The organism is Mesorhizobium sp. P2_E10 (assembly GCF_056404235.1).
Window position 1 is genome coordinate 821,425 of sequence record NZ_JBFUEK010000002.1, and the last position, 11,696, is coordinate 833,120.

11 protein-coding genes are annotated in these 11,696 nt (G+C 62.3%); 5 read left to right on the top strand and 6 right to left on the bottom strand.

Annotation, left to right across the window (positions count from 1 at the left end):
• Positions 1-167 precede the first annotated feature (167 nt).
• Positions 168-434, top strand: coding sequence for a hypothetical protein (locus AC1D0N_RS08755; RefSeq protein WP_477243021.1), 267 nt, complete (start codon positions 168-170; stop codon positions 432-434).
• A 79-nt stretch (positions 435-513) separates the two neighbouring features.
• On the opposite strand, the gene AC1D0N_RS08760 is transcribed toward AC1D0N_RS08755, so the two are convergent.
• From AC1D0N_RS08760 to AC1D0N_RS08775, 4 genes are all read right to left on the bottom strand, one after another.
• The gene (locus tag AC1D0N_RS08760; RefSeq protein ID WP_477243022.1) at positions 514-1,068 is read right to left on the bottom strand and encodes a hypothetical protein; all 555 of its coding nucleotides are present in this window, start codon (positions 1,066-1,068) and stop codon (positions 514-516) included.
• Positions 1,069-1,146: 78 nt separating this feature from the next.
• The gene (locus AC1D0N_RS08765; protein WP_477243023.1) at positions 1,147-2,241 is read right to left on the bottom strand and encodes a YcjF family protein; all 1,095 of its coding nucleotides are present in this window, start codon (positions 2,239-2,241) and stop codon (positions 1,147-1,149) included.
• A complete protein-coding gene (locus AC1D0N_RS08770; RefSeq protein ID WP_477243024.1) occupies positions 2,238-3,716 on the bottom strand; it encodes a YcjX family GTP-binding protein in 1,479 nt (492 codons plus the stop codon). The genes AC1D0N_RS08765 and AC1D0N_RS08770 overlap by 4 nt, the downstream gene beginning before the upstream one ends.
• Positions 3,717-3,780: 64 nt before the next feature.
• On the bottom strand, positions 3,781-4,284 hold the full coding sequence (locus AC1D0N_RS08775; protein WP_477243025.1) for a SixA phosphatase family protein: 504 nt from the start codon (positions 4,282-4,284) through the stop codon (positions 3,781-3,783).
• 254 nt (positions 4,285-4,538) lie between these two features.
• Between AC1D0N_RS08775 and dksA the strand changes: the two genes are divergently transcribed.
• Positions 4,539-4,955: an RNA polymerase-binding protein DksA gene (gene dksA / locus AC1D0N_RS08780; protein WP_006202025.1), complete on the top strand. Its 417-nt coding sequence runs from the start codon at positions 4,539-4,541 to the stop codon at positions 4,953-4,955.
• 146 nt (positions 4,956-5,101) lie between these two features.
• On the opposite strand, the gene AC1D0N_RS08785 is transcribed toward dksA, so the two are convergent.
• Positions 5,102-5,818 (bottom strand): hypothetical protein, encoded by a 717-nt coding sequence (locus AC1D0N_RS08785; RefSeq protein ID WP_477243026.1) that lies wholly within the window; start codon positions 5,816-5,818, stop codon positions 5,102-5,104.
• Between the two features lie 217 nt (positions 5,819-6,035).
• Between AC1D0N_RS08785 and cckA the strand changes: the two genes are divergently transcribed.
• Together cckA and AC1D0N_RS08795 are read left to right on the top strand one after the other, a co-directional pair.
• Positions 6,036-8,609 (top strand): cell cycle histidine kinase CckA, encoded by a 2,574-nt coding sequence (gene cckA, locus AC1D0N_RS08790; RefSeq protein ID WP_477243027.1) that lies wholly within the window; start codon positions 6,036-6,038, stop codon positions 8,607-8,609.
• 213 nt (positions 8,610-8,822) lie between these two features.
• Positions 8,823-9,533, top strand: a complete 711-nt coding sequence (locus AC1D0N_RS08795; protein ID WP_477243028.1) for a purine-nucleoside phosphorylase — start codon at positions 8,823-8,825, stop codon at positions 9,531-9,533.
• Between the two features lie 40 nt (positions 9,534-9,573).
• On the opposite strand, the gene AC1D0N_RS08800 is transcribed toward AC1D0N_RS08795, so the two are convergent.
• Positions 9,574-9,963: a hypothetical protein gene (locus AC1D0N_RS08800; protein ID WP_477243029.1), complete on the bottom strand. Its 390-nt coding sequence runs from the start codon at positions 9,961-9,963 to the stop codon at positions 9,574-9,576.
• Between the two features lie 317 nt (positions 9,964-10,280).
• Here AC1D0N_RS08800 and urtA point away from each other — a divergent pair, with 317 nt between their 5' ends.
• Complete coding sequence (gene urtA, locus AC1D0N_RS08805; RefSeq protein WP_477243030.1) at positions 10,281-11,591, top strand: urea ABC transporter substrate-binding protein; 1,311 nt, start codon at positions 10,281-10,283, stop codon at positions 11,589-11,591.
• Positions 11,592-11,696 lie beyond the last annotated feature (105 nt).

Genomic DNA, 11,696 nt, shown 5'->3' on the forward strand with positions numbered 1-11,696 from the left:
CACGGGCGGCCTGAATCCGGGGCCGCCGCGATGTTGCAGCCGCGTTACACAAGTTTACGCGACGGTTGCGTTGCGTGTTGCCACAATCGGGCGCTAAGGACAGTCGGCTTCGGCCATTGGAGGACCAGTGACGATCAAGTCGCGGCCTTTCTGAGGAGATGACTGACATGAAGAAGTTTTTGCTTGTTGCCGTTGGCATCGCGGCGCTTGCCGGTTCGGCCTGTTCGAAGGCGCCGGAGTGCACGACGGAAATGCTGACCAAGAAGGCTCAGGATGTGACGACCGCTCTGCAGGAGGCGATCACCAAGGATCCGTCCAAGGCCGCCGATCTCACCGCCAAGGTCCAGGCGGTCACCACCAAATATTCGGGCGCGACCACGGCGGCAGAGGCCTGCAAGGCCTATGACGACGTGCTTGCCGCCATCAAGGGCTGAGCGAAGCGCTGATCTGTTTGCTTTGAAAGGAGGCGGTGGCCATTGGCTGCCGCCTCCTTTTTGCGTTCAGGACGGGTTCTCAGTTCGGCTCGATGGAACCGACTTCGACGGCATCGATCCGCTTCAAGCTCATGCCGATAACCGGCACCAATTGCTTGTCGACGCGCACTGCAATCGTCACCGTCATCGAATTGTCGTCGGGGATGCGGGCCTGCATCACCCCGCGCAGCTGGTTGCGGTTGATGGTGAAGACGACCTTGCGGGCATCGACCACATTGCCGCCGATGATGTCGAGGCCGGTTCCGGCAGCGCCACCCATAAAATTGCCCTTGTAGCCGTCGCGCCCCTTGCGTTCGACGGTCGCCGACATTTTCTGCGTGAACACGCCGACCCGACAGTCACCATCGAGCGTCATGCCGGTTCCGCCGTCAGGCGTGGAGCCGGTGAAATTGCAGGAGAATTTCGTGCCCTTGTACTTGCCGGCGACGATTTCACCCGGGCCGACCCATTGGCCTTCAACCGTGTGAAAGAACTGCTTGTCGGGCTCTGCCGCAAACGCCTTCCCCGCCAGGCCCACAGGTGCCGCAGCCGCGATCGTCAGGGGCAGGACGGTGGACAGAATTACGCTTTTCATCGACGACACCCGGCAACAAAGTGACTGTTGTTGGAACTCGTCTGACCATGAACAAGATTGGTTAATGCTTGATGACCGTCACTTGCCGGGAACAGGTGTTTCCTCTTCCTTTTTGGTTGCAAACGATGTCAGCGCCGACAGGAAATCGCCCATGCCTGGCCGCTTGCCGGCGATGAAGGGCAGGGGCCGCGCCGTTTCCATCGCCGCTATGCCGATGCGTGCCGTCATCATGCCGTTGACGACGCCTTCGCCAAGCTTCGCCGAAAGCCGGGCGGCAAGGCCGTGCCCGACGATTTGTTGAACAAAGCTGTCGCCGACGGCGATCGAGCCGGTGACCGCCAGATGGGCGAGAACGCTGCGCGCCAGCCGGAAGAAGCCCAGCGTGCCCGGCCGGCCGCCATAAAGCTCCGACAGGCGGCGAATGAGGCGCCCGGCTTCGAACACGACATAGGCGACATCGACGATTGCGCGAGGGCTGACTGCCGTCACCAGCGATACGCGCTTTGCCGCTTCGAGGATCATCACCTTGGCCCTGATATCGAGCGGCCCGAGGATTTCGGTCTCGGCCAGGCGCACCAGATTGCCGCCGTCAATGATCTCGCCGCGCAATTCGGCCAGCGAGCGCCGGCCGGCCGCGGTTTCGGGTTTGGCGGCGACAAAGGCCGAAAGCTCGTCGACAACTGAGCGTGCGGCCTTCGGATCGTCGCGCGCGACAGCATCCAGCGCCCGTTTCTGCAGCTTTTCGACTTCGGCGAGGCGGGCAATCGCCAAAAACTCGCGGAAAAGGATAATCACAAGCGCCAGTGCCGCGACCGTGGCCATTCCGGCGGCCAGCCAGCCCAGCCATTGCGCACGCTCGAACAGGTCGCGAATCAACTGGTCGGTCCACAGACCAACAGCCAGCGAAACAAGCACGCCGAACGCGCCGAAGAAGATGCTGGCGAGCAGCGAACGCTTGCGCGGCGCGGTGGCGGGCGGCGGTTCGGCAGCAATGATATCGGGCTCGTCGAAGACGTCGATCTCGGCCGGCACGACAACAGCCATGTCGGTCTTCGTCGTGCGCGGCTTTCGCGCCGGCGCCACCTCGACTTGCGCGCGATGGTTTGCCGCCTCTTGCCTGGTTGCGGCCTCCGGCTCGATGCGGAATGCCGCCGGTCTGCGGGGCGCGGTCATGCCAGATGGTCTCCGATCAGGAACTGCAGGGCACGGTCAAGCCTGATATGCGGCAGCGACAGCGTCACGCCTTCGGCCGTGCGTTCGAGTTTTGGCGGGCGAAAGCGCACGAAGCGGATCGCCGGGTCGTCATTGTTCTGCCGATGGTCTGGTTCGGAAATGTCGAAAACGGCATCAATCTTCTCCGGTAAGTCACCGGGAAATATAGCTGTTTCGGTTCTCCCATCAAACGTTTCGCCATTGATCCTTTCACCGCTCAACGGCGTGCCGATGATCACCGGCAGTGTTTCCCGGCCTTGTTTGACCGTGCCTTCCCTTGTCGCGCGCATGGCGGCCATGGCGACCACATCGACATCTGCGCCGGTGAAATTCGCCCGCGCCACGGCGCGGTCGGCAAGCCGCCGCACGATCGCCTGCAACCGGTCGTGGCTTTCGTGATGCAGATGGTCGGCCTTGGTCGCGGCCACCAAAATGCGGTCGATGCGCCGTGCAAACAGGTCGGTGAGAAAGCCGCCCCGGCCGGGGCGAAAACAGGAAAGGATTTCGGTGACGGCGCGTTCCAGGTCGGCCATCGCGCCGGGACCGGCGTTCAGGGCCTGCATGGCATCGATCAGCACGATCTGGCGGTCGAGGCGGGTGATGTGCTCGCGGAAGAACGGTTTGACGACATGCGTCTTGTAGGCCTCGTAGCGCCGCTCCATCATCGCCTGCAGCGATCCCGAGCGCGGCCGCCGGTCGTTCCGGATCGGCAAGGGCGCAAAAGTCAGCGCCGGCGAACCCTCCAGGTCGCCAGGCATCAGGAAGCGGCCTGGCGGCAGGGTCGAAAGCGCCCGCTCGTCGAGCTTGCAAGCTTTGAGATAGGCGGCAAAGCTCTCGGCGAGACGACGTGCCGTCATCTCGTCGGCGTCGGCATTGGGATCGATCGTGGCGGCAAGCGCCCGCCATGCTTGCGAAAGATCGGCGCGCACCGGCAGCGCCGCCATCTCGAAAGCTTCGCGCGAAAAATCGGCGAAGGATTTGCCGAGCAATGGCAGGTCGAGCAGCCATTCGCCCGGATAGTCGACAATATCGACCGACAATTTTCCTCGGGAAAACATACGGTCCCAGCCGGAAGCCGATTCGAATTCGATGGTCAGCCGCAGCTCGGAAATGGCGCGTGTCGAGTCCGGCCAGACGCGGTCGTTGACCAGGGCTGCGATGTGATCCTCGTACTGGAAACGCGGCACGGCATCGTCCGGTTGCTCTTCGAGGAAAGCCCGGGCGATGCGCCCCGACCTTTGCGCTTCGAACAGCGGCAGGCGCCCGCCATGGATCAAATTGTGGACAAAGGCCGAGATGAACACCGTCTTGCCTGCACGGGAGAGGCCGGTGACCCCCAGCCGCAGCGACGGAGAAAAGAGCCCGGCGGCGCGCCCGGACAGCGTATCCAGTGCAATCCGCGCCTCGTCGGTGAAAGTGGTCAGCGATGATGCCAAATCGGTTCTCTCGGGGTCTCGGTGAGTTCCGATATAGGCTCTGCATCAGGGCTTTGTAATGGTCTCAGAGATCGGCGGGGGTCAGGAAGGCCTCGAGATAGCCACTGCCTTGCGCGGCTTCGGCAAGATTGCCGTTGAACCGCACGACGGCAAGACCGGAAGTCGGGAAACCATGGTTGAGCATTCCCCTCGCAGCCTCGTCGCCGTCGCCCGAAACCGCCATGGCAAGATCTTCCGTCATCGGATTGTGGCCGATGACCAGCAGCGAGCCCGGCCCGCCATTCTTGCGGATAATGCCGAGGTAGCCGGCGGCGTCTTCGCTGTAGAGCGTGTCGAAAAACAGCACCCGGCCGGTATCGGTATGGCCGGCGAGGCCTTCCAGCGTCTGGCGGGCTCGCCTGGCGTTGGAGCAAAGCGTGATGTCGGGGACGTAGTTGCGGGTCCGCATGGCCGCCCCCATCACCTCGGCGTCGGCGATGCCGGACGCGTCGAGTGGACGATCGAAGTCGCGCACGCCGGGCAGCGCCCATCCGGCCTTCGCATGCCTCAACAGATAAAGTCTGCTCACCGAACCCTCATTGGCGCCGCAAAGTCTAGCAATGACATTGCAGGATTAGCCATGAGAAAGTCTCGCGCACAATGGCTGGCGCCCTCAAGCACAACGAATCATGTGGGAATTTGGCCGCACCCTTGCTGCAAAAGCTGTTGCCGGTGCCAGTTCACCAACATTAAAATTTGCGTGAGACTGCGGCCGATTGCGCTTGTGCAGGCGTCGGACGGCGAATATATAGGCGCAAAATTTGGGGTTGTTGGGTGAGTCGAATGAACGACATCGTTACCGCCGATTACGTACCCTCCGAAGACGAGCCGTTTATGAATGAGCGGCAGAAATCCTACTTTCGCCTGAAGCTCGTCACTTGGAAGAACGACATCTTGCGCGAAGCGCGCGAAACTCTCGAAATCCTGCAGCAGGAAAACGCCAACCACCCCGATCTTGCCGATCGGGCATCCTCGGAAACCGACCGCGCCATCGAGCTTCGCGCCCGCGATCGCCAGCGCAAACTCATTTCCAAGATCGATTCCGCGCTGCAGCGCATCGACGAAGGCACTTACGGCTACTGCGAGGAAACCGGCGAGCCGATCGCACTGAAGCGGCTCGACGCGCGTCCGATCGCGACCTTGTCGATCGAGGCGCAGGAGCGCCACGAGCGCCGCGAGAAAGTCTATCGCGACGACTGAGGCGTTCAGCTGGAGCAAAATTCGTAAGAAATGGCCGGTTTTCCCGGCCATTTTTTTGGCTCTCGGCTAATGCATGTCGCCCAAAAGTGGTCCCGGTTTTGGGACAACGACATGCATAAAAACAAAGACTTAAAGCGCGTTGCGCTTTATCGTTTCTGGCTGGAGAGCTCGCCGAGAAGTTTTGTCATCTCGTCGTCGAGTGAGGGCGGCGCCTTCGCTGCCGCCTTGCTCGCAGGCTTGGCGGCGCGCGGATCATCGAGCGAAACCTCAAGCTCCTTCATCAGCGTATCGTCGATGGAATCTTGCCTCGGCGGCGGCGCATGGCGAACGACATTGGCGTTGGCTGAGCCATAGGCAGGCAGCGGGGTGATGTTGGAGGGCTGATAGCTTGGCGCGGCCGGTTTCGGCGCCGGTGTTACCGGACGGGGTTTAACGGGCGCTGGAGCCGCATTGACCGGCTGCGGTGCTGGCGCCTGCCTCGCAGGTGCTGCGCCGGGTTGCGGCGCGCGCGGTCGCGGCGCCTGTTGCTGGCCGCCATCTCCGGTCAAGGCCGGGCGCCGTGGCGCCGCCAGTCGGATGTCGCGTTCGACGACGACATCGGTCGGGCCGCCGATCAGCAGCAGATGTTCGATATCGTCGCGCCGCACCAGCACCAGCCGGCGGTGGCTGTCGACGGCGGTGGCATCCATGACCGCCAGCCGCGTCTTGCGGTTTCTGCCACCGGCGACGAATGTTCCAAAAGTCAGGTTGCGGACAAGCTTGACGATGACGAGGATGATGACCAGCAGGACAAGCGCGGCAAACGTCCACAGGATTGCCGCGGCATATCCAGGACCGGCCACGCTATCCAGCATCTGCAGCATCGGTGCCCCCAAATCGCCTTGTCGAAGTGACGCGACACTAGACCGTTGCGGCAGGCGACCGCAAGTTGCGTTTCACGCGTCGTGAACAGCTTGAAACACTGTAAGCCCAACGGCACCATTTTTAACGGACATTTGCCGTCGGGGCCTTTTCCGGACTAGGAGAATGTGATTCAACCGGGCCAGGTGTCGGACACCGGAATTCACGAGCAGGGGGCACATGGCCAAGGAAACGCGCGGCGATTTCTATCCGGTACCTATCGTCGACCAGAACACAAGGCCGGGCGCGGTTGCCCGGCTCGTCGTCTTCATCGTCGTCCTGACCGGGGCTGCGATCGTTTTTGGGCTGTTCCGCGAGCGTCTTGGCGACCCCTTCCTGCTGGGCATGCTTGGCGTGCTGGCAATGATCGGTGTCGGCTTCCTGTTCGCCACCGCGATCGGTTTCGTTCAGATCGCGCCGCGCTCGACCAGCGACGAACTGTCGAAAGCCTTCGTCGATTCGATGTCGCAAGGCCTGCTCGTCACCGACACCAAGGGCCGTGTCGTCTACGCCAACCGGGCCTATGCCGACATGACGGGTGCCGCGTCGGCGACGGATCTGAAGACGGTCGAAGGGCTGCTTTCCGACATTCCCGAGGCCTCGGTGACCATCTACCGGCTGGCGTCCGGCCTGCGTGACGGCCAGCCGGGCGACGGCGAGTTCCGGCTGGCGCAATCCATTCGCCCAGGCGCCGAACCCGGCGCGCGCTGGTATCGCGCCCGCGCCCGTGCCTTCAGTGTTCCGGGCCAGCGGCTGCCTCTGCTCGCCTGGCAGCTTGCCGACATCTCGCAGGAGCGGGCCGAGCAGGAGCGCTTCTTTCTCGACCTGCAAAAGGCCATCGATCATCTCGACCATGCGCCGGCTGGCTTCTTTTCCGCCGACCAGGAAGGCCGCGTCACCTATATCAACGCCACGCTCGCCGAATGGCTGGGCGTTGATCTGGCCAGCTTCACGCCCGGCGCCGTCACACTGTCGGAGATCGTTGCCGGCGACGGCATGGCGCTGGTCCGCTCGGTCAAGGCCGATCCCGGCACCACCCGCAATGCCGTCATCGATCTCGATCTGACGACAGCCAAGGGCGAGGCACTGCCGGTGCGCTTCATGCACCGTGTTTCAGCCAGCCGCGAAGGGTTGAACGGTCCGACCCGTACCATCGTGCTCAACCGCACGCAGGGCGAGGACGCTTCCGCCGATCTTCGCGCCTCGGAGGTCCGTTTCACCCGCTTCTTCAACTCGACGCCGATGGCGATTGCCGCGGTCGACAAGAGCGGCCGCATCCTGCGCACCAACGCGCCGTTCCTGTCGCTGTTTTCCTCGGTCGTCGACGGCGACGCAGTCGATCGCCGCGTGCGGCTGGATACGGTGATCCACGAGCGCGATCGGCCGGCCTTTGCCGCGGCCTTCGAAAAGGCCCGGCAGCGGCAAGCCGACATCGAGCCGATCGACACGCTGCTGCCCGGCAACGAAGACCGCCACATACGCTTCTACGTCAACGCGGTTGCCGATAGCACCGGCGGCGAGGGCGCCGAGGAATCCGCCATCGTCTATGCCGTCGAGACCACCGAGCAGAAGGCGCTCGAAGGTCAGATGGCGCAAAGCCAGAAGATGCAGGCGGTTGGCCAGCTTGCCGGCGGCATCGCGCACGATTTCAACAATGTGCTGACCGCCATCATCATGGCGTCCGACCTTTTGCTGACCAATCACCGTCCGTCGGACCCGTCCTTCCCCGACATCATGAACATCAAGCAGAACGCCAACCGGGCGGCTTCGCTGGTGCGGCAGCTGCTGGCCTTCTCGCGCAAGCAGACATTGCGGCCGGAGGTACTCAACCTGACCGACGTGCTCGCCGATCTAAGGATGCTGCTTGCGCGCCTGGTTGGCAACGACATCAAGCTGAAGGTCGATCATGGCCGCGACCTGTGGCCGGTCAAGGTCGACATCGGCCAATTCGAGCAGGTGGTGGTCAATCTGGCCGTCAACGCGCGCGATGCGATGCCGGCCGGCGGCGACCTCACCGTGCGCACCCGCAACGTCACCGAAGCGGAGTGCAAGACATTCTCCTACCGCGAACTCACTCCGGCCGACTACGTGGTGGTCGAGGTCGAGGATACCGGCAGCGGCATCGCGCCGGATATCCTGAAGAAGATATTCGAGCCGTTCTTCACCACCAAGGAGGTCGGTAAGGGCACCGGCCTCGGCCTGTCGATGGTCTACGGCATCATCAAGCAGACCGGCGGCTTCATCTTCTGCGATTCCGAAGTCGGCAAGGGCTCGACGTTCCGCATCTTCCTGCCGCGCCACATTGCCGAAGTGAGAAAGGCGGGCGATCCCGCTGACGCGCCGGTGGCACCCGCGAAAATCGCCGATGCGGCCAAGGATCTCTCAGGATCGGCCACGGTGCTGCTTGTCGAGGACGAGGATGCCGTGCGCATGGGCGGCATGCGGGCGCTCACGTCGCGCGGCTATACCGTGCACGAGGCGTCCTCGGGCGTCGAGGCGCTGGAAGTGTTCGAAGCACTTGGCGGCAAGGTCGACATCGTCGTTTCCGACGTGGTCATGCCGGAGATGGATGGGCCGACGCTGCTTGGCGAATTGCGCAAGCGGCAGCCGGACATCAAGTTCATCTTCGTGTCCGGCTATGCCGAGGACGCGTTTGCCAGGAACCTGCCTGCGGACGCGCAGTTCGGCTTCCTGCCAAAGCCCTTTTCGCTCAAGCAATTGGCCACCATCGTCAAGGACGTGCTGGAGTCCTGATTTAGAGCGCCCCGCATGAAGTGCGTCGCCCGAATGTGAACAAGCGCACAGACGCCCGTGCCATGCCGTTTACACGTGCCGGCGCCGGGTAACGAGCCGTCCGTTCATAACCAGTGAGGTCCGGCGACTGGAGCTTCGCAATCGCCGCTTGCGCATCGACGCCAGCCTGCCATGATTGTGATGACAAACGCGGCAGGATTTGGGGAAGATGCCGTGACGCCACACAATGAGGCCGACAAGGGCGATTATGCGGAAACGGTGCTGTTGCCGGGCGATCCGCAACGCGCCGAATGGATGGCTGAGACATTTCTCGAGGCGCCGCGCTGCGTCAACCGTCGCAGGGGCGCGCTGGGCTTCACCGGTCTGTTTCGCGGCCAACCTGTCAGCATCCAGGCTACGGGCATCGGTGTCCCGTCATTCCTGATCTACGTGCATGAATTGCTGGATTTCTATGGCGTCAAAACGCTGATCCGCACCGGCACCTGTGGTGGCCTGACCGATAGCGTGAAACTGCGCAGCCTGGTGATCTCGCAATCGGTGCGCGCGGAAAGCGGCATGAGCGGTCAGGCCTTTGGGCTCTATGACGCCGCCGCAGGGCCTGATCCCGCGTTGCTCGCCCATGCATTGGCCCGGGCCGGGGCACTCGGCATTGAACACTCTGCCGGGCTGACGATCGGCAGCGACATATTCTATCATCCCGAGGGGCGCACCCGCTTCGCCGAAGGCCAGGCCCTTGGCGCGCTCGCCGTGGATATGGAAACCAGCGCCCTCTATGGCATCGCCGCGCATTTCGGCGCTCGCGCCCTGTCGCTGCTGACCGTCGTCGACAATGTCGTGACCGGCGAGCAAACCGACTATTCCGAACGCCAGGCGCTGTTCACCGATATGACCCGGCTGGCGCTCGAAGTCGCTGACGCTTCCTAATTTAGCCGAGCATCAGAAACAAGCGACCCGCGGCCGCCGCTCAACGCCTGGTGCAGGTCGAAGCGGTAAAGGCGCCGTCCTGCTGTCGCATGATGATGTCGAAGGATGGGGTGCCGTCCAGTGTCGCTTGCGTCAGCGACAGGCTGTTGCCGCCCGCGGTGTAGCCGCCTAAGGGGCCGAGCCAGGTCACGACGCCGTTTGCATCCATCTGGTAGTTGTAGCCCTGCTGGGCGGTCCCGAACGTCACCGGGCCGCTGTAGACATTGCCCTTGATGGTGATGTCGCCGAGGCTGAGGAACATGCCAAGCAGATAGACCTCGCAATGATAGGTCCCATCCGGCAGCTTGCCGTCGGTGAAGTCGGCACGCGCAGTGCCGGTCGCCGCAAGCATCAGCACGATGCTGAAAACACAAGAAATCCTGGAGGCCATGGCGTCGCTCGTTTGAGGATCGACCTTGCCCTATTTTCCGGCAATGCCGCAACGGTCGTCGACAGCGGTCCACTGACGCACAGCAGATCAAAATTTAGGCAGATAGGAGATTTGGGTGAAAATTAGGCAGGGGTGCGTAATTTTTTCTCAATCAATTTTTAACCAGCGCTGTTCGTTGTCAATGTATATTCGACGGCTAACATAATAACCATCTGATAATATTGGAAATTTCCGTGGTTGTCGACGTTGCTCCAGCGGTTGGCACAGCCGTTGCATGGTCTGTTGCGGTACCATCAACCAGCTTGGGAGTCTGTAATATGAGGGGTAATTTCTCGACAATAACAAAGATGTTTTCGGCAAGCGTGGTGGCGGCGGGGCTTTTGATGTCCGCTCCGGCCAAGGCGGCTGACGACACCATCAAGGTCGGTATTCTCCATTCGCTGTCGGGGACCATGGCGATTTCGGAGACGACGCTGAAGGACGCGATGCTGATGCTCATCGACGAGCAGAACGCAAAGGGCGGCCTGCTCGGCAAGAAGCTCGAGGCGGTCGTCGTCGATCCGGCTTCCAACTGGCCGCTGTTCGCCGAAAAGGCGCGCGAGCTGATCTCCAAGGACAAGGTCGCTGCCGTGTTCGGCTGCTGGACGTCCGTGTCGCGCAAGTCCGTGCTGCCGGTGTTCTCCGAACTCGACAACATCCTGTTCTACCCCGTCCAGTATGAGGGCGAGGAAAGCGAGCGCAACGTGTTCTACACCGGTGCTGCGCCGAACCAGCAGGCCATCCCGGCCGTCGACTATCTGATGAGCGAAGACGGCGGCTCGGTGAAGCGCTGGGTGCTGGAAGGCACCGACTATGTCTATCCGCGCACCACCAACAAGATCCTCGAGGCCTATCTGAAGGCCAAGGGCGTTGCCGCCGAGGACATCATGGTCAACTACACGCCGTTCGGCTTCTCCGACTGGCAGACCGAAGTCTCGGCGATCAAGAAGTTCGGTTCGGCCGGCAAGAAGACCGCCGTCGTCTCGACCGTCAATGGTGACGCCAACGTGCCGTTCTACAAGGAGCTCGGCAACCAGGGCATCAAGGCCGAGGACATCCCGGTCATGGCCTTCTCGGTCGGCGAGGAAGAGCTTGCCGGTCTCGACACCGCGCCGTTGGTCGGCCATCTCGCCGCCTGGAACTACTTTGAGAGCGTCGATACGCCCGAAAACAAGAAGTTCATCGCCGACTGGCACAAGTTCATCAAGAACGACAAGCGCACCACCAACGACCCGATGGAAGCTCACTATATCGGCTTCAACATGTGGGTGAAGGCCGTCGAGAAGGCCGGCACCACCGATCCGGACAAGGTCATCGACGCCATGATCGGTGTCTCCGTGCCCAATTTGACCGGTGGCTATTCGACCATGATGCCGAACCATCACATCACCAAGCCGGTGCTGATCGGCGAAATCCAGGCCGACGGCCAGTTCGAGACCGTTTCGCAGACGCCCGGTCTGGTCATGGGCGATGAATGGTCCGATTACCTGCCCGACTCCAAGGACCTGATCTCCGATTGGCGCGCGCCTCTGTCTTGCGGCAACTTCAATGTTGCCACCGGCAAGTGCGGCGGCAAGGGCACAAACTGATCCCTCCCGGGCCTGACCGATCGTGGACGTATCCACGATCGGCACTGCGAAGCGTCCGGGTGGCTCCAGCCCGCCCGGACGCCCGAATTTTCAGCTCACAACGAG

Coding starts and splice junctions, on each gene's coding strand:
- AC1D0N_RS08785 (WP_477243026.1), bottom strand. CDS start 5,818: ATGCTGCAGATGCTGGATAGCGTGGCCGGTCCTGGATATGCCGCGGCA.
- AC1D0N_RS08765 (WP_477243023.1), bottom strand. CDS start 2,241: ATGACCGCGCCCCGCAGACCGGCGGCATTCCGCATCGAGCCGGAGGCC.
- urtA (WP_477243030.1), top strand. CDS start 10,281: ATGAGGGGTAATTTCTCGACAATAACAAAGATGTTTTCGGCAAGCGTG.
- dksA (WP_006202025.1), top strand. CDS start 4,539: ATGAACGACATCGTTACCGCCGATTACGTACCCTCCGAAGACGAGCCG.
- cckA (WP_477243027.1), top strand. CDS start 6,036: ATGGCCAAGGAAACGCGCGGCGATTTCTATCCGGTACCTATCGTCGAC.
- AC1D0N_RS08800 (WP_477243029.1), bottom strand. CDS start 9,963: ATGGCCTCCAGGATTTCTTGTGTTTTCAGCATCGTGCTGATGCTTGCG.
- AC1D0N_RS08755 (WP_477243021.1), top strand. CDS start 168: ATGAAGAAGTTTTTGCTTGTTGCCGTTGGCATCGCGGCGCTTGCCGGT.
- AC1D0N_RS08760 (WP_477243022.1), bottom strand. CDS start 1,068: ATGAAAAGCGTAATTCTGTCCACCGTCCTGCCCCTGACGATCGCGGCT.